The organism is Xanthomonas sp. SHU 308, from assembly GCF_000364645.1.
GTDB lineage: Bacteria > Pseudomonadota > Gammaproteobacteria > Xanthomonadales > Xanthomonadaceae > Xanthomonas_A > Xanthomonas_A sontii.
The window spans coordinates 1-17,319 of record NZ_AQOK01000060.1 but is presented as its reverse complement, the minus strand read 5'-3'; the positions used below and the strand labels follow the sequence as shown (position 1 = coordinate 17,319).

Below are 17,319 nucleotides of genomic sequence, written 5' to 3'. Positions count from 1 at the left end.
CGGCGGCGAGCCATGACGGCGCGCGCCGCCGCGCCGCAGGGGCGATGGCCGGAACACGCGCCGCAGCCGTCTCCGTGGCGGCGTCCGTGTCCAGCGATGGAGCCGCCGCCGCGCCCGCCTCGACCTCGACATCCGGCAAGGCCTGTACCGGTGCCACCAGGCGGTAGCCGGACTTGGCCAGGGTCTCGATGTACACCGGAGCCTCGCCGCGCACGCCGGCCGCGAACGCCTTGCGCAATTGGGTGATGGCCTGCGTCACCACATCGTTGGTCGGTTGCGTGTCCGGCCAGACCTGCGCCAACAGCGCCTCGCGCTCCACCACTTGACCCGGTTGCGCCAGCAACACCCGCAGCACACCCATCGCCTTGGGCGTGAGCCGTTGCGGCCGGCGCGCGCGCGGCGCATGCACTTCCCGCAAAGACAGCAGCACCAGACAATCGCCGACCTGCATCCGTTGCGGAAGCGTCGATGTGGCGGACGATGAAGAAGACATGGTGTTGGACAACGAAGAAAACGCCGTGACGGAAGTGTCGCAGATGCGGCGGCGACGCAGCCACGTACGGCTCGCAGCGAGAGCCAACGAGCAAACTCGGCAAAGCGAGGCAGCGGATGCCGCCAAGCACTGCATGTCGCTGGATTCTACTCTAGTCGTCGCCGCCGCTAGCCGCGACGACGCATTCAGGCTCTCTCTCCGCCGACGAAATTCACATAATCGCTCCATGACTGCGCGCCCCTGGGCGCGCTTTTTTTACGCCACGTTCACGTCTTCATGTGGCGTGTGACGCTGAGCCCAATCAATCGCGACACCACCAAGGCGATGTACATCACGCCGGCGAACTGTTCGATCATCACCAGCGCGCGGGCGAACGGCTGCACCGGCACGACATCGCTCAGGCCCACGCCCGAGAGCACGCTGAAACTCAGATACAGCAATTCCATCCAGGTCCGCGGCGAGGCCGCGTCCACGGCCGCGGTGAAGCTGCCCGGCAGCCATTGCTGGCACACCGCGAAGACGAACGCGAAGGCCCAGGCCAGCAGCGTGAAGGTGGCGCCGGCCGCATAGAGCTCGTCGCGAGTGACCACGTGGTCCTGCAGCATGTAGGCGATCAGGCTGCCGGCGGTATAGAAGTACAGCAGGCTTTCCAGCAATTGCGCCCAGGCGGTCATCGCCGGATTGCCGAGCAGCGCCGCGGCGATCGACAGCGCCACCGACGGCAGCGCCAGGCAACAGGCGATCCACAGCGCCGAGGGTCCGCGGTTGACCACCCACAACGCCAGCGCCAGCACCACGATGCCGAAGGAGCCGAACAGCGCGCGCCCGGCCGCGGTGTCCTCCATCCAGGGATACAGCAGCACGCCCAGCAGTTGCACCGCGAGCAACAGCGCGGACGGATGGCGACGCAGCGCGAACGCATAGCGCAGCATGAGACATTCCCTGTGGCGACCCAGCGCGCATCATAGACGCGCGCGTGGATGACGCCGTCGTCATGATCGCGGCGCACGCCGCACACCCACGCACGGCCAGGTCCATGTCGGCAGTGGCGGCGGCGCCCTGCGGCGCCGACCGCCGTGCGCTCACTCGGCGCGGTACACCTGCGCGCCAGCCGCCAGGAACTGCGCCGACTTCTCGGCCATGCCGGCCTGCAGCGCCGCTTCCGCATCGACCCCGTGCTCGGCCGCGTAGTCGCGCACGTCCTGGGTGATCTTCATCGAACAGAAGTGCGGTCCGCACATCGAACAGAAATGCGCCAGCTTGTGCGCGTCCTTGGGCAGGGTCTCGTCGTGGAACTCGCGCGCCTTCTCCGGATCCAGGCCGAGATGGAACTGGTCGTCCCAGCGGAACTCGAAGCGCGCCTTGGACAAGGCGTTGTCGCGCACCTGCGCGCCGGGGTGGCCCTTGGCCAGGTCCGCGGCGTGCGCGGCGATCTTGTAGGCCATGATGCCGTCGCGCACGTCGGCGCGGTTGGGCAGGCCCAGATGCTCCTTGGGCGTGACGTAGCACAGCATCGCGGTGCCGAACCAGCCGATCATCGCCGCGCCGATCGCCGAGGTGATGTGGTCGTAGCCGGGCGCGATGTCGGTGGTCAGCGGCCCCAGCGTGTAGAACGGCGCCTCGCCGCACTCGCGCAGCTGCTTGTCCATGTTCTCCTTGATCAATTGCATCGGCACGTGGCCGGGGCCCTCGATCATGGTCTGCACGTCGTGCTTCCAGGCGAGCCTGGTCAGTTCGCCCAGCGTTTCCAGCTCGCCGAACTGGGCGGCGTCGTTGGCGTCGGCGATGCAGCCCGGGCGCAAGCCGTCGCCCAGCGAAAAGGCCACGTCGTAGGCCTTCATGATCTCGCAGATGTCCTCGAAGTGGGTGTAGAGGAAGTTCTCGCGATGATGCGCCAGGCACCACTTGGCCAGGATCGAGCCGCCGCGCGAGACGATGCCGGTGACGCGCTTGGCGGTCAGCGGCACGTAGCGCAGCAGCACGCCGGCATGGATGGTGAAGTAGTCCACGCCCTGTTCGGCCTGCTCGATCAGGGTGTCGCGGAAGATTTCCCAGGTCAGTTCCTCGGCGCGGCCATCCACCTTCTCCAGCGCCTGGTAGATCGGCACGGTGCCGATCGGCACCGGCGAGTTGCGCACGATCCATTCGCGAGTCTCGTGGATGTGCTTACCGGTGGACAGGTCCATCACCGTGTCCCCGCCCCAGCGGATCGCCCACACCAGTTTCTCCACTTCCTCGGCGATGCCGGAACTGACCGCGCTGTTGCCGATGTTGGCGTTGATCTTGGTCAGGAAGTTGCGGCCGATGATCATCGGCTCGCTTTCCGGATGGTTGATGTTGCACGGCAGGATGGCGCGGCCGCGGGCGATCTCGTCGCGCACGAACTCGGGCGTGATCTGCCGCGGGATGGCGGCGCCGAACGCTTCGCCGGGATGCTGCACGCGCAATTGCGCATCGCGCAGGTCCTGCAGGCGCTGGTTCTCGCGGATCGCCACGAACTCCATTTCCGGGGTGACGATGCCGCGCCGTGCGTAGTGCATCTGGGTGACGTTGGCGCCGTCGCGGGCGCGTCGCGGCAGACGCCTCGCCGGGAAGCGCACCGCCTGCAGGCGCGCATCGTCCTCGCGCGCGCGCCCGAACTGCGAACTGAGCCCGGCCAGCGCCACGCTGTCGCCGCGCTCGGCGATCCAGGCGGCGCGCAGCGGCGCCAGGCCGGCGCCGAGATCGATCCGCGCCTGCGGGTCGGTGTACGGCCCGGACGTGTCGTAGACGGTGATCGGGGCATTTTCCTCGCCGCCGAACACGGTGGGCGTGCGGGTCAGCGCGATCTCGCGCATCGGCACCTGCAGATCGGCGCGCGAGCCCTGCACGAAGATCTTGCGCGAACCGGGGATCGGGCGGGTCACCGCCGCGGACAAGGTGTCGGTCTGCTGCTGCAGCGGATTGGGTACGGCGTTCATCGGCGTTCGTCCTGGTTCAAGTGACCCGCAGGGGAAGCGGGACGGGTGCGAGCGGACTCGCATCTCGGACGAAGCGGCGGCGCGGGCCCGCCCCGGACGCGCACGCGCCCGCAGCGGACTTGCGAAGCTTCCCTACGCCGGTATCAACCGGATCAGGTTCGAAGGGACTGTCTCAACCGCGGCCTGCGCCGACGGTACCCCCGCTTCTGCGGCTATTAGACCCGTTTCCGCCGCTCGCCGCCAATCGATGCGGCTGAACGCCGGCACAGCCGCCGCGCGCATGTGTCAGCGCCGCCACACGCGACGGCGCCGGCGACAAACCGCGGCCACGTGACCGGCCTAGCCTGCGCGCACAAGAATCAGAGCTCTCTCTCATCGCCGCCGGCGCTGCCGGCGGCATTTTTTTTGCCAACGCGCGCGCCGGCTCATTCCAGCATGTAGGCCACGCGCAAGCCGCCCCAGTGGCGCCCGCGGACATGCACCGGCACCGACAGGTCGAACAGGATCTGCCCGGTATCGCGCCGATACACCTGCAGCAGATAGGGCTCGGTGTGGCGGCCGACATTGCGGCCGACCCGGTCGGCGAAGATGCGCTTGCTGCGGTTGCCGACCAGGTCGCGCGCGCGGTCGCCACTGAGCGGCTGGCTGAAGCGCAGATTGTGGGTCGGCACGTAACCGTCGACGTTCGCGCAGATCGCGAACACGATCCACGGATGCGCGGCCAGCAGCGGCTCCTGCAGCGGCGGCAACAGTTCGTCGCACAGCGCATCGAACGCGGTACGGTACTTGGGTGGGTCGATGCCGGGGATCGGCACGTACTCGGTGGAGAACAGCGCCTCCTCGCCGATGCGCCCGCGTATCAGCGCTGCCTCGAAGGCCTGGCCGACGCTGACCGCAGCGGCCTGGGCCAGATCGCGCACGCGCGCATGCCGTGGCTGGCGCATCGGATCGGCGGGCAGGCGGAACAGGTTCACGCAGTCGTGCAGGGTGTCGCTGCCCGCGGCCAGGTCGGCGCTGCGCTGCACCACCTGCGCGGCGTGCTGCAGATTGCTGCGGCTGAGCCCGACCACGTGCTCGATGGCACGGTCGATGCCGCCGATCTCCCCGCTCTGCGTGGCGATGCGGCCGGCCACCGCCTCCATCGCCGCACTGGCGCGACCGAGCAATTCGCCGATGCCGCCCAGCACCTGCTCGGTGCGCTGCGCCGAGGCCGCACTGTCCTGCAGGGCGGCGCCGGTCTCGCCGATGATGCTGCGCACGTCGCGTGCCGCGGTGGCGGCGCGTTCGGCGAGTTGCCGGATTTCGGTGGCGACCACCGCGAAACCGCGCCCGGCCGGGCCGGCATGCACCGCTTCGATGCTGGCGTTGATCGAGAGGATGTTGGTCTGGAACGCGACCGCATCGATCACCTCGATGACCTGGTTGGCGCGTGCCGAACGCCGCGCCACCTCCTGCATCGCATGGCCGAGGATGCGCGCCGCCTCCACACCCTGGCGGGCGCTGTCGTCTGCGCTGGCCGCCACCGCGATCACCGCGCGCAGGTCGCGGTCCATCTCGTGCAGGCTCTGCAGCAATTGCCGGGTGGTGGCGAGCACCGTCTGCAGCGCATCCAGTTGGGTCTGCGATTGCCGCGCCAGTTCGTCGTTCTCGGCGACCACGTGCGGCACGTCGGCGGCGATCTGCAGCGACAGTGCCACCGCCTGGCGGATCGCCTCGGCCAGGTTGCCGAAGCCGGCCGACAGGCGCCGTCCCGGCATCGCCTCGGCCTCCTGCGCCGACAGCGGCGTCTGCAGCCCCAGATCCAGATCGCAGCCGGTCAGCCGCTCGCCGACCCGATCCAGCAGCGTCTGCGCCACCGCCCCCTCCTGGATCCGCTGCGCCAGCGCCTGCAGCGCCGGGCTGGTCGCACCCTGCGGCTGGCCCTCGGCGAGCAGCGCGACGTCGCGCAACAGTGCCGCGGTTTCCGGATGCGGCAGCGACAGCAGCCAGCCTTGGCCGCCACGATCGCGGTCGCGCTGGTAGCGCACGCGGCGCGCGGGATCGCCCCCCGGCGCCTGCCAACTGCCTTCGCTGTCGACCAGGGCGGACAGCGGCAAGCCCCAGACCGCCTCGCTGGTGGCGCCGAGCAAGGTCTCGGCCGGCATCCCCAGCAGATCCAGGGCGGCGCGGTTGGCGGCGCTCACGCGACCATCGGACTCCAGCCGCAACAAGGCGATCGGGGCATCCGGCAAACCGGCAACGGGCGCGGCGTCGGCATCGGGACTGCGTGAGAACAAGGCCATCGGCGTCTTCCTCAGTGCTGCGGCCATGGTATCGGCTCCTGCCGCGCCCTCGCAGCGACACACGCTCCAACCGGGATCACCATCATGCAAGGGATGCGCATCGGCAGACCTGCCGACGACACGACCATGACGTCGTCTTCGCGAACATGGGGCCATCGCAACGCCCGACCGCTCCTGGATTTGGCGCCAAACGTTCGATGTGGCGCGACCGTGCAGTGCACCGGCACTGCGATGCGGCAGGCCACACGCCATGGGCGCGACGCGACGCCGGTGCAGACCCGCTGCGTCGTCTCCCCGCCCGTTTGCCGTGGGTCGGTCTGACGGCCGTAGCGCCTCTCATCCGTTCCACGACTGGAGACACGCCCCCATGGTGTTCCGCATTTCCATCGCCTTGGTGGCGCTGCTGGTCCTGATCGCCGGCGTTGCCCCCGGCCCCTTCAATGACGTGGTGCAGACCGCGCTGACCGACGTGATCCGCAGCGCCGGCTGGCTGTACCTGCTGATCGTGTTCCTGACCCTGAGCTTCCTGCTGTACCTGGCGTTCGGTCGCTTCGGCAACCTGCGCATCGGCGGCGAAGACGCCGAGCCGGATTTCTCGCGCGGGAGCTGGCTGTCGATGTTGTTCGCCGCCGGCATGGGCATCGGCCTGGTGTTCTGGGGTGCGGCCGAGCCGATCTCGCATTTCCTCAAACCGCCGGAGGGGCTGGCGCCGGAGAGCATGCAGGCGGCACGCGCGTCGATGCGCTACGCCTTCTTCCACTGGGGCCTGCATCCCTGGGCGGTGTATGCGCTGATCGGGCTTGCGATGGCCTGGTTCCAGTACAACCGCAACGGCCGCGGGCTGATCAGCGACATCCTGCAGCCGGTCATCGGCCGCCATCACCGCGGCTGGATCGGGCAGTGCGTGAACATCGCCGCGGTGGTCGCCACCGCGGTCGGCGTGGCGACCACCCTGGGCTTCGGCACCATCCAGATCGCTGCCGGCGTGCAGCGCGTGTTCGGGGTGCACGCCGGAGTGCCGTTGCAGTTGACGGTGATCGGCGTGGCCTTCGTGCTGTACATGCTGTCCACCAGCACCGGTGTGGAACGCGGCATCAAGTGGCTGTCCAACATCAACCTGGCGCTGGCGGCACTGCTGCTGGCCGCGGTGCTGGTGCTCGGCCCCACCGGCTTCATCTTCGACACCTTCACCACCACGCTCGGCGCCTACCTCAATCAACTGGTGACGATGAGCCTGCGCATGTCGCCGTTCTCCGGCGACCGCTGGGTGGCCGACTGGACCATCTTCTACTGGGCCTGGTGGATCGCCTGGGCGCCGTTCGTCGGCGCGTTCATCGCCCGCGTCTCGCGCGGCCGCAGCGTGCGCGAATTCGTCGTCGGCGTGGTGCTGGCGCCGACCCTGCTCGGCTTCCTGTGGTTTTCGGTGTTCGGCGGCACCGCGCTGTGGTCGCAGCTGTTCGGCCACGTGGACATGCTGCAGGCGCTGCACAACGGCTACGAGACGGTGCTGTTCACCCTGTTCGACAGCCTGCCGGGGTCGCTGCTGCTGTCGAGCGTGGCGTTGTTGCTGCTGATGATCTTCTTCGTCAGTTCCGCCGATTCGGCGGTGCTGGTGCTGGCCAGCATGTCCACCGACGAGGCCGGCGACCCGCCGCTGGCGCGCAAGCTGGTGTGGGGCGTGGCGGTGGCGCTGATCGCCGCGGTGCTGTTGCTGGCCGGCGGCCTGGATGCGCTGCAGGGCGTGATCACCATCGCGGCGCTGCCGTTCGCCTTGCTGATGGTGCTGGTGATCGTGTCGCTGTACCGCGTGCTCGATGCCGAGTCCAACCGCCAACGCCGCCAGGCGCAACGCGCCAGGCACATGATCGAGGCCTGGATCGCGCGTGAACAGGCGGCGCGGGACGACGCAGACGCGGCGGCGCCCCGCGCACAGGAATGAACGCCCCCGCGCGCGGCCGGCCTCAGTAGCCGGCGGCCTGCCCGTCCTTGCGGCTTTCCGAAGCGCCGTAGTACACGCCGCTGTCCGGGTCGCGCGCGATGGCCTGGTAACCGCCGTACGGCCCGTCGGCGAAGATCACCCGATGACCCTTGCGCATCAGTTCGCGGATGGTGTCGTAGGCGAAGCCGGTTTCCAGGTTCAGCTCGCCGCCGTCGCGCATCGCCGTGGCCTGCCCGGTCGGCTCGGTGGAGCCGTCGTGCTGGATCCGCGGCGCGTCGCCGGCCTCCTGCAGGTTCATGTGGAAATCGATCAGGTTCATCAGGATCTGCACGTGGCCCTGCGGCTGCATCGCCCCACCCATCACGCCGAAGCTCAGCCACGGCTTGCCGTCCTTGGTCACGAACGCGGGGATGATGGTCTGGAACGGACGCTTGCCCGGCGCGTAGCCGTTGGGATGGTCCTTCTGCAGCACGAACATCTCGCCGCGGTCCTGCAGGATGAAGCCCAGCCCCGGCGGCGCCATGCCGCTGCCCATGCCGCGGTAGTTGGACTGGATCAGCGACACCATCATGCCGTCGGCATCGGCGACGGTCAGGTAGATGGTGTCGCCCTCTTCCAACTGCTTCGGCGTGCCCGGCTGCACTTCCTGCAGCGCGCGGTCCATCGAGATCAGCGCGCGCCGCTGCGCGGCGTAGTCCTTGGAGATCAGCCGCGCCAGCGGCGCCGGCTGGAACGCCGGGTCGGCGTAGAAGCGCGCACGATCGGCGAAGGCCAGCTTCTTCGCTTCGGTGAACAGGTGCACGTGCTCGGCCGAGCCGAACGGGATCCTGGAGAAGTCGTAGCCCTCCAGGATGTTGAGCATCTGCAGCGCGGCGATGCCCTGGCTGTTGGGCGGCAGTTCCCACACGTCGTAGCCGCGGTAGTTGGTGGACACCGGCTCGACCCATTCGCCGTGGTGGCTGGCCAGATCCTCGTAGCGCAGGAAGCCGCCGTTGGCCTTGAAGTAGGCATCGATGGTGCGCGCGATCGGGCCCTTGTAGAACGCGTCGCGGCCGCCGTCGGCGATCTGCTGCAGGGTGTCGGCCAGGTTCGGGTTCTTCCACAGCTCGCCCTTGCGCGGGGCGTGGCCGTCGATGGTGAACTGCTCCTTGAAGCCGGGGTACTGCGACAGCCGCGGCACCGAGCGATCCCAGTAGTAGGCGATGGTCTCGGCCACCGGATGGCCGTCGCGGGCGTAGCGGATCGCCGGCGCCAGGTTCTGCGCCATCGTCCTGCGCCCGAAACGTTCGTGCAGCGCGAACCAGCCGTCGACCGCACCGGGCACCGAGACCGGCAGCGGACCGGTGGCCGGGATCTCCTTCAACCCGCGGCGCTGGAACTCGGCCAGGGTCAGCGCCTTCGGCGAACGGCCGGAGCCGTTGTAACCGTACAGCTTCTGCGTCTTCGGATCCCAGACGATGGCGAACAGGTCGCCACCGACGCCGTTGCCGGTCGGCTCCATCAGCCCCAGCGCGGCGTTGGCGGCGATCGCCGCATCCACCGCCGAGCCGCCCTCACGCATGGTCTCCAGTGCGATCTGCGTGGCCAGCGGCTGCGAGGTGGCGGCCATGGCGTGCGGGGCGATCACTTCCGAGCGCGTGGCGAACGGCTGGCCGGTGATGCGGTCGGCGGCCTGCGCCGGCACCGACGTCGCCAGTGCCAGCGCGAGCGCCAGGCGCGCCAGGGAAGGAAGCGAAACGGACATGCGCGGCTCTCCGGAGAACAGGGGACGCCCACCGTACCCGAGTGCGGCGGGTGCCGCCGCGCAGGCGCTCACATCGCGCCATCGCAAAGGCCGGATTTCCGCGCAATTGGCGCCATTCGTCGCCTGCGCCACCTCCGTTTCATGCGTAACCATGCAGTGCTGGCGCGGCTTTCGGCACATTCGCCCGCGGAGGCCCGCAACACAGTTGACAGTCGCGCAAAGCCCATGGTTATCTCGCTGCATGTTGCAGCGCCACACCCGCCCGAAGTCGACCCGCCAGCCCGCCGCGTTGCGCGCGGACGCTGCTGCGTCGCTCCTCGTACTCGTGCTTATTACCTCGCCCACAAGTGCGGGACGAACCGGCGTGTAAGCGACAAGCAGCCAGGATTCGATCAGACCCCGCACCGGCAACGGCGCGGGGTTTTTCGTTTCAGTGACCACGAATGCAAGACCCCTCTCCACTCCAACACCGTTCAAGGACATCCGCACAATGACCAGTTCCGCCCAGCCCACCACCAAGATCGCCATCGTCGGTTACGGCAGCCAGGGCCGCGCGCACGCGCTGAACCTGCGCGAGTCCGGCTTCGACGTCACCATCGGCCTGCGTGCCGGCGGCCCGACCGAAGCCAAGGCGCAGGCCGACGGCTTCGTGGTGAAGAGCCCCGCCGAGGCGGTCAAGGACGCCGACCTGGTCGCGGTGCTGACCCCGGACATGGTGCAGAAGAAGCTGTACGAAGAAGTGCTGGCGCCGAACATGAAGCAGGGCGCCTGCCTGCTGTTCGCGCACGGCCTGAACGTGCACTTCGACATGATCAAGCCGCGCGCCGACCTGGACGTGGTGCTGGTCGCGCCGAAGGGCCCGGGCGCGCTGGTGCGTCGCGAGTACGAGATCGGCCGCGGCGTGCCGTGCATCTGGGCGGTGTACCAGGACAAGAGCGGCAAGGCCGAGCAGTTCGCGCTGGAGTACGCCGCCGGCCTGGGCGGCGCGCGCGCCAACCTGATCAAGACCACCTTCAAGGAAGAGACCGAGACCGATCTGTTCGGCGAGCAGGCGGTGCTGTGCGGCGGCGCCTCGTCGCTGGTGCAGGCCGGCTTCGAAGTGCTGGTGGAAGCCGGCTACCAGCCGGAAATCGCCTACTACGAAGTGCTGCACGAACTGAAGCTGATCGTCGACCTGTTCTACGAAGGCGGCATCACCCGCATGCTCGAGTTCGTCTCCGAGACCGCGCAGTACGGCGACTACGTCAGCGGCCCGCGGGTGATCGACGCGGCCACCAAGGAGCGCATGCGCGACGTGCTGACCGACATCCAGAACGGCACCTTCACCAAGAACTGGGTGGCCGAATACGACGCCGGCCTGCCGAACTACAAGAAGTTCAAGCAGGCCGATCTGGACCACCCCATCGAAACGGTCGGCAAGCAGCTGCGCGCCAAGATGGTGTGGCTCAACGGCGACGCCGCTGCCGCACCGGCCGCCGGCGGCACCAAGGCCGCGTAATCCGCGGCTCCCCCACCCGCTTCCACCGAAAGGTCGCCACCGTATGAACTCCTCCGCTCACGGCACGCCCCGCAACGGCGCGCGCTGGCTGACGCAGGCCCTGGAAGCCGAAGGCGTGGACACGCTATTCGGCTATCCGGGCGGCACCATCATGCCGTTCTACGACGCGCTGGTAGACAGCCAGCTCAAGCACATCCTGGTCCGCCACGAACAGGGCGCGGCGCTGGCCGCCAACGGCTACGCCCGCGCCAGCGGACGGGTCGGCGTGTGCGTCGCCACATCCGGCCCGGGCGCATCCAACCTGGTCACCGGCATCGCCGATGCGATGCTCGACTCGGTGCCGATGATCTGCCTGACCGGGCAGGTCGCCACGCCGCTGCTGGGTACCGACGCGTTCCAGGAACTGGACGTGTTCGGGTTGACTCTGCCGATCGTCAAGCACAGCTTCCTGGTGCGGCACGTGGACGACCTGCCGCAGGTGCTGCGCGACGCGTTCCGCATCGCCCGCGAAGGGCGGCCGGGGCCGGTGCTGATCGACCTGCCCAAGGACGTGCAGCTGGCCGATGCCGCGCATCTGCCGGCGCACGTGCCGGCGGCGGTGCCGACCCCGCCGGCGCCGCAGGACGCGGTGCTGGCCGAGGCGCTGGCGGCGATCGCCGGCGCCGAGAAGCCGGTGATCTACGGCGGCGGCGGCATCGCCCTGGGCGATGCGGTGGATGCGTTCCGCGCGTTCGTCGAGGCCACCCGCATCCCCACCGTGCTGACCCTGCGCGGCCTGGGCGCATTGCCGCACGCGCATCCGCATTACCTGGGCATGCTCGGCATGCACGGCACCCGCGCCGCCAACATGGCGGTGCAGGAGTCGGATCTGCTGATCGTGGTCGGCGCGCGCTTCGACGACCGTGCCACCGGTAAGCTGGCCGAGTTCGCGCCGTTCGCGCGGGTCATCCACCTGGACGCCGACGCCTGCGAGATCTCCAAGCTGCGCCAGGCCGACATCGCCGTGCCCGGCGACGTGGCGCAGGCGCTGCGTGCGCTGTCCGCGGCGACCAGCACCTGCGAGGCCTGGCACGCGCGCTGCGTCGGCCATCGCGAGAAGTTCGGCGCGCGCTACGACGCGCCCGGGCAGGACATCTATGCGCCCGGCCTGCTGAAGCGGCTGAGCGAACTGGCCCCGGCCGACACCGTGATCGCCTGCGACGTCGGCCAGCACCAGATGTGGGTCGCCCAGCACTGCCGCTTCAACCACCCGCGCAACCACCTGACCAGCGGCGCGCTGGGCACCATGGGCTTCGGCCTGCCGGCGGCGATGGGCGCGCAGTTCGCCTGCCACGACCGCACCGTGGTACTCGTCAGCGGCGACGGCAGTTTCATGATGAACGTGCAGGAGCTGGTCACCATCGCCCGCTGCAAGCTGCCGGTGAAGATCGTGCTGCTGGACAACAGTTCGCTGGGCATGGTGCGGCAGTGGCAGGAACTGTTCTTCGCCGAGCGCTACAGCGAGATCGACCTGTCCGACAACCCGGATTTCGCCGCGCTGGCGCAGGTGTTCGGCATCCCGGCCAAGCGCATCACCGCGCGCGGCGAGGTCGACGACGCGCTGGCCGAGCTGCTGGCGCAGCCGGGCCCGGCGCTGCTGCACGTGGCCATCGACGCGCGCGCCAACGTGTGGCCGCTGGTGCCGCCGAATACCGCCAACAGCACCATGCTGGAAAGCAATCCCGCTGCCCAGCGCCAGGAGACGACACATGCGTTACCAGCTTGACCTGGTGCTGAAACCGATCGACGGCGCCCTGCTGCGCGCGATCGGCATGGCCGAACGCCGCGGCTTCGCGCCGATCTCGATCAGCGGCGCACCGGTGGCCGAGGACGCCGGCCGCTGGCACCTGCAACTGGTGGTGGACGGCAACCGCCCCGGCGAGACCCTGCGCCTGCAGATGGAGAAGGTCTACGACTGCGAATCGGTGCGCGTGACCGCGCTGGATGGGGTGGTATGAGGCGGTCGGGACCCGCGGCCCGGAACCCGGGACCCGTGGCGGTCGCCGCGGGCGTCGGGCGCAGCGCGAGACGCGCGAAAGCCAGGACTGCGCGGAGGTGTCTTCTTCCACGGAGGTCGCTTCTCCGGGAACCCGCTTTTCCCGGGTCCCGGGTCCCGGGCCGCGGGTCCCGACCGCATGTCTAACATCCCCACCCCGCAGGAGCCGGACGTAGGCCACGTCGCCGTCAGCGTGGCCGACGTGCTGGCCGCGCAGGCGCGGCTGCGCCGCTATCTGCCGCCGACGCCGGTGCATTACGCCGAGCGCTTCGGCGTCTGGCTGAAACTGGAAAACCTGCAGCGCACCGGTTCCTACAAGGTCCGCGGCGCGCTCAATGCGCTGCTGGCCGGGCTGGAACGCGGCGACGAGCGCGCGGTGATCTGCGCCTCCGCCGGCAACCACGCGCAGGGCGTGGCCTGGGCCGCGCACCGCCTGGGCGTGCAGGCGATCACGGTGATGCCGCATGGCGCGCCGCAGACCAAGATCGCCGGCGTCGCGCACTGGGGCGCCACCGTGCGCCAGCACGGCAACAGCTACGACGAGGCCTTCGCCTTCGCCCGCGAACTGGCCGAGCAGAACGGCTACCGCTTCCTGTCCGCCTTCGACGACCCGGACGTGATCGCCGGCCAGGGCACGGTCGGCATCGAGCTGGCCGCGCACGCCCCGGACGTGGTGATCGTGCCGATCGGCGGCGGCGGCCTGGCCTCCGGCGTGGCCCTGGCGCTGCGCTCGCAGGGCGTGCGCGTGGTCGGCGCGCAGGTCGAAGGTGTGGACTCGATGGCGCGGGCGATCCGCGGCGACGTTCGCGCCGTGGATCCGGTGCCCACCCTGGCCGACGGCGTCAAGGTTAAAATCCCCGGGTTCATCACCCGCCGGCTGTGCGCCAGCCTGCTCGACGACGTGGTGATCGTGCGCGAGGCGGAACTGCGCGAAACGCTGGTCCGCCTGGCGCTGGAGGAGCACGTCATCGCCGAGGGCGCCGGCGCGCTGGCCCTGGCGGCCGGGCGCCGCGTCGCCGGCAAGCGCAAGTGCGCGGTGGTGTCCGGCGGCAACATCGACGCCGGCGTGCTGGCGACGCTGCTGTCGGAGGTGCGCCCGCGCCCGCCGCGCAAGCCGCGCCGCCGCAGCGCAGAGCGACTTCGTAGCCAACGTCCCGCCCCACCCGCTCCTGCCCGCATCGCCGCGTCCCCGCATCCCCATCCGCAAGCCACCGCCGCCGTAGAGGAACCCATCTGGTGAACACTTCCGTTTCTTCCCAGACCCCCCGCATCCGCATTTTCGACACCACCCTGCGCGACGGCGAGCAATCCCCCGGCTGCAGCATGACCCCGCCGCAGAAGCTGGTGATGGCGCGCGCCCTGGCCGAGCTGGGCGTGGACATCATCGAGACCGGCTTCCCGGCCAGCTCGCAGTCCGACCGCGAGGCGATGGCGCTGATCGGCCGCGAAGTGCGCGGCCCGACCCTGGCGGTGCTGTCGCGCTGCCTGGCCGCCGACATCGAGACCTCGGCGCGGGCGCTGAAAGCGGCGGCCAATCCGCGCCTGCACGTCTTCCTGTCGACCAGCCCGCTGCACCGCGAGCACAAGCTGCGCATGACCCGCGAGCAGGTGCTGGAGTCGGTGCGCAAGCACGTCGCGCTGGCGCGCCAGTACGTGGACGACGTGGAGTTCTCGGCCGAGGACGCCACCCGCACCGAGGAGGATTTCCTGGCCGAGGTCGCCAGCGTGGCGATCGCCGCCGGCGCCACCACCATCAACCTGCCCGACACGGTCGGCTTCACCACCCCGGAAGAGATCCGCGGCATGTTCGCGCGGATCATCGCCAGCGTCCCCGGCGCCGACCGGGTGGTGTTCAGCGCGCACTGCCACAACGACCTGGGCCTGGCCGTGGCCAACTCGCTGGCCGCGGTGGAAGGCGGCGCGCGGCAGGTGGAATGCGCCATCAACGGCATCGGCGAGCGCGCCGGCAACTGCGCGCTGGAAGAGATCGCGATGGCGCTGAAGGTGCGCAACGCGTTCTACGAACTGGACACCGCGATCCACACCCCGCGCATCGTCGCCACCTCGCAGTTGCTGCAGCGCCTGGTCGGCATGCCGGTGCAGCGCAACAAGGCGATCGTCGGCGGCAACGCCTTCGCCCACGAGTCGGGCATCCACCAGCACGGCATGCTGCGCCACCGCGGCACCTACGAGATCATGCGCCCGGAAGACGTGGGCTGGGAGTCCTCGCAGATGGTGCTGGGCCGCCACAGCGGCCGCGCCGCGGTCGAGCAGCGCCTGCGTGCGCTCGGCTACGTGCTGGACGAGGCCGAACTGAACATCGCCTTCGACGCGTTCAAGGCGCTGTGCGAACAGCAGCGCGTGGTCAACGACGCCGACCTGCAGGCGATGATGCAGGACGCGCCGGAGAGCCAGGGCTACCGCCTGTCGTCGATGACCGTCAGCGACCGTGGCCAGCGCGCCAGCGCGCAGGTCGAGCTGTCCGATCCGGACGGCCAGCGGGTCAGCGAGCGCGCCGAGGGCGACGGCCCGGTGGACGCCCTGTTCGCCGCACTGTCGGCCGCCACCGGCGTACAGCTGGTGCTGGACAGCTACCAGGTACACAGCGTCGGCATCGGTGCCGACGCGCGCGGCGAGGCCAATCTCAGCGTGCGCCACGGCGAGGTCGAGTACGACGGCACCGGCACCAGCCGCGACATCATCGAGGCCAGCGCGCTGGCCTGGCTGGACGTGGCCAACCGCGTGCTGCGCCAGCGCCAGGGCGCGCCGGCCGCGGCCGACGCGCTGGCCTGAGCGGCCACAGCGCGGTCATCGTCCTCGTGCACGCTCGCCTTCGCTCCCCTTCCCCGCCCAGCTTTCCTGCCAGGTAGTTCCGCAATGTCCGCCACTCCCCGCACCCTGTACGACAAGCTGTGGGACGCGCACGTCGTCGTCCCCGAAAGCGCCGCCGCCCCGGCGGTGCTGTACATCGACCTGCACCTGATCCACGAAGTGACCTCGCCGCAGGCCTTCACCGAACTCAAGACGCGCGCCCTGGCGCCGCGCCGGCCCGACCGCACCAAGGCGACGATGGACCACTCCACGCCGACCCTGCCGCGCGGCGCCGACGGCAAGCTGCCGTACTACACCCCGGCCTCCGAGGCGCAGGTGGACATGCTCGCGCGCAACTGCGCCGACTACGGCATCGAACTGTTCGACATGGGCTCGGACAACCGCGGCATCGTCCACGTGATCGCGCCGGAACAGGGCTTCACCCAGCCCGGCATGACCATCGTCTGCGGCGACAGCCACACCTCCACGCATGGCGCGTTCGGCGCGCTGGCGTTCGGCATCGGCACCAGCGAAGTCGGCCACGTGCTGGCCACCCAGTGCCTGCTGCAGCGCAAGGCCAGGACCATGGCGATCACCGTCGACGGGCCGCTGGCGCCGGGCGTGGGCGCCAAGGACGTGATCCTGCACATCATCGGCGTGATCGGGGTCAACGGCGGCACCGGCCACGTGCTGGAATACCGCGGCTCCACCATCGAAGCGATGGACATGGAGCAGCGCATGACCCTGTGCAACATGTCGATCGAGGCCGGCGCGCGCGCCGGCATGATCGCGCCGGACCAGGTCACCTTCGACTGGGTCGCCAGCACCCCGCGCGGCCCCAAGGGCGCCGACTTCGACGCCGCCGTGCAGCGCTGGTCGCAGCTGCGCAGCGATCCCGGCGCGCGCTTCGACGCCGAAGTGCGCATCGACGCGCGCGACATCCGCCCGACCCTGACCTGGGGCACCCACCCCGGCACCGCGATCGCGGTGGACGTGCCGATCCCGGCCGCGCAGGATCCGGCGGCGCAGAAGGGCCTGCACTACATGCACCTGGAAGCCGGGCACGCGCTGATCGGCACGCCGGTGGACGTGGTGTTCGTCGGTTCCTGCACCAACGGCCGGCTCAGCGACATGCGCGAAGTGGCGCAGGTGCTGCGCGGCCGCAAGGTGGCGCCGCACGTGCGCATGCTGGTGGTGCCGGGCTCGGAGATCGTCAAGCGCCAGGCCGAGGCCGAGGGCATCCACGAGGTGGTGCGCGCGGCCGGTGCGGAATGGCGCGAATCCGGCTGCTCGATGTGCATCGCCATGAACGGCGACCTGGTGGCGCCAGGGCAACTGGCGGTGAGCACCAGCAACCGCAATTTCGAGGGCCGCCAGGGCCCGGGTTCGCGCACCCTGCTCGCCTCGCCGCTGACCGCGGCCTGGGCCGCGGTGAACGGCCAGGTCAGCGATCCGCGCGCGCTGTTCGCGGAGGTCGCGTGATGGCGCCGCACATCGCCGCATTCGCGGCCACGCTGACCTTCGTCGCCACCACCACCCGCGCCTTCGCGCACCGCA

General features: G+C 69.9%; 12 protein-coding genes and 1 riboswitch. Of the genes, 7 read left to right on the top strand and 5 right to left on the bottom strand.

The window, feature by feature from the left end:
* From D588_RS23845 to D588_RS0102840, 4 genes are all read right to left on the bottom strand, one after another.
* Positions 1 to 493, bottom strand: a 493-nt coding sequence (locus tag D588_RS23845) for a winged helix-turn-helix domain-containing protein (protein ID WP_198526723.1), incomplete at its 3' end; no start/stop codon positions are given.
* A 266-nt stretch (positions 494 to 759) separates the two neighbouring features.
* The gene (locus D588_RS0102850) at positions 760 to 1,425 is read right to left on the bottom strand and encodes an ion channel (protein ID WP_017914894.1); all 666 of its coding nucleotides are present in this window, start codon (positions 1,423 to 1,425) and stop codon (positions 760 to 762) included.
* A gap of 150 nt (positions 1,426 to 1,575) precedes the next feature.
* Positions 1,576 to 3,453, bottom strand: coding sequence for a phosphomethylpyrimidine synthase ThiC (gene thiC, locus D588_RS0102845; protein ID WP_017914893.1), 1,878 nt, complete (start codon positions 3,451 to 3,453; stop codon positions 1,576 to 1,578).
* A gap of 111 nt (positions 3,454 to 3,564) precedes the next feature.
* A riboswitch (TPP riboswitch) is annotated at positions 3,565 to 3,665 on the bottom strand.
* 213 nt (positions 3,666 to 3,878) lie between these two features.
* Positions 3,879 to 5,735, bottom strand: coding sequence for a methyl-accepting chemotaxis protein (locus D588_RS0102840; protein WP_017914892.1), 1,857 nt, complete (start codon positions 5,733 to 5,735; stop codon positions 3,879 to 3,881).
* A 367-nt stretch (positions 5,736 to 6,102) separates the two neighbouring features.
* Here D588_RS0102840 and D588_RS0102835 point away from each other — a divergent pair, with 367 nt between their 5' ends.
* Positions 6,103 to 7,674 carry a BCCT family transporter gene (locus D588_RS0102835; RefSeq protein ID WP_017914891.1) on the top strand — a complete coding sequence of 524 codons (1,572 nt, stop codon included), beginning with the start codon at positions 6,103 to 6,105 and terminating at the stop codon, positions 7,672 to 7,674.
* Between the two features lie 22 nt (positions 7,675 to 7,696).
* On the opposite strand, the gene ggt is transcribed toward D588_RS0102835, so the two are convergent.
* Entirely contained in the window at positions 7,697 to 9,418 is a 1,722-nt protein-coding gene (gene ggt / locus D588_RS0102830) for a gamma-glutamyltransferase (protein WP_017914890.1), read from the bottom strand.
* Positions 9,419 to 9,908: 490 nt separating this feature from the next.
* Between ggt and ilvC the strand changes: the two genes are divergently transcribed.
* From ilvC to leuC, 6 genes are all read left to right on the top strand, one after another.
* Positions 9,909 to 10,916 carry a ketol-acid reductoisomerase gene (gene ilvC, locus D588_RS0102825; protein ID WP_010343386.1) on the top strand — a complete coding sequence of 336 codons (1,008 nt, stop codon included), beginning with the start codon at positions 9,909 to 9,911 and terminating at the stop codon, positions 10,914 to 10,916.
* Between the two features lie 43 nt (positions 10,917 to 10,959).
* On the top strand, positions 10,960 to 12,681 hold the full coding sequence (gene ilvG / locus D588_RS0102820) for an acetolactate synthase 2 catalytic subunit (RefSeq protein ID WP_017914889.1): 1,722 nt from the start codon (positions 10,960 to 10,962) through the stop codon (positions 12,679 to 12,681).
* Complete coding sequence (locus D588_RS0102815) at positions 12,665 to 12,913, top strand: ACT domain-containing protein (protein WP_017910519.1); 249 nt, start codon at positions 12,665 to 12,667, stop codon at positions 12,911 to 12,913. The genes ilvG and D588_RS0102815 overlap by 17 nt, the downstream gene beginning before the upstream one ends.
* A gap of 177 nt (positions 12,914 to 13,090) precedes the next feature.
* Entirely contained in the window at positions 13,091 to 14,191 is a 1,101-nt protein-coding gene (locus D588_RS0102810) for a threonine dehydratase (protein WP_017914888.1), read from the top strand.
* Positions 14,188 to 15,744, top strand: coding sequence for a 2-isopropylmalate synthase (locus D588_RS0102805; protein WP_026143304.1), 1,557 nt, complete (start codon positions 14,188 to 14,190; stop codon positions 15,742 to 15,744). Before D588_RS0102810 ends, D588_RS0102805 begins: the two co-directional genes overlap by 4 nt.
* 84 nt (positions 15,745 to 15,828) lie before the next feature.
* Positions 15,829 to 17,244, top strand: coding sequence for a 3-isopropylmalate dehydratase large subunit (gene leuC, locus D588_RS0102800; protein ID WP_017914886.1), 1,416 nt, complete (start codon positions 15,829 to 15,831; stop codon positions 17,242 to 17,244).
* Positions 17,245 to 17,319 lie beyond the last annotated feature (75 nt).

Bases quoted from the DNA above. Each gene is read 5' to 3' on its own strand.
- ggt (WP_017914890.1), bottom strand. From the start codon at position 9,418: ATGTCCGTTTCGCTTCCTTCCCTGGCGCGCCTGGCGCTCGCGCTGGCA.
- D588_RS0102810 (WP_017914888.1), top strand. From the start codon at position 13,091: ATGTCTAACATCCCCACCCCGCAGGAGCCGGACGTAGGCCACGTCGCC.
- D588_RS0102815 (WP_017910519.1), top strand. From the start codon at position 12,665: ATGCGTTACCAGCTTGACCTGGTGCTGAAACCGATCGACGGCGCCCTG.
- D588_RS0102850 (WP_017914894.1), bottom strand. From the start codon at position 1,425: ATGCTGCGCTATGCGTTCGCGCTGCGTCGCCATCCGTCCGCGCTGTTG.
- leuC (WP_017914886.1), top strand. From the start codon at position 15,829: ATGTCCGCCACTCCCCGCACCCTGTACGACAAGCTGTGGGACGCGCAC.
- D588_RS0102835 (WP_017914891.1), top strand. From the start codon at position 6,103: ATGGTGTTCCGCATTTCCATCGCCTTGGTGGCGCTGCTGGTCCTGATC.
- ilvG (WP_017914889.1), top strand. From the start codon at position 10,960: ATGAACTCCTCCGCTCACGGCACGCCCCGCAACGGCGCGCGCTGGCTG.
- D588_RS0102840 (WP_017914892.1), bottom strand. From the start codon at position 5,735: ATGGCCTTGTTCTCACGCAGTCCCGATGCCGACGCCGCGCCCGTTGCC.
- ilvC (WP_010343386.1), top strand. From the start codon at position 9,909: ATGACCAGTTCCGCCCAGCCCACCACCAAGATCGCCATCGTCGGTTAC.
- thiC (WP_017914893.1), bottom strand. From the start codon at position 3,453: ATGAACGCCGTACCCAATCCGCTGCAGCAGCAGACCGACACCTTGTCC.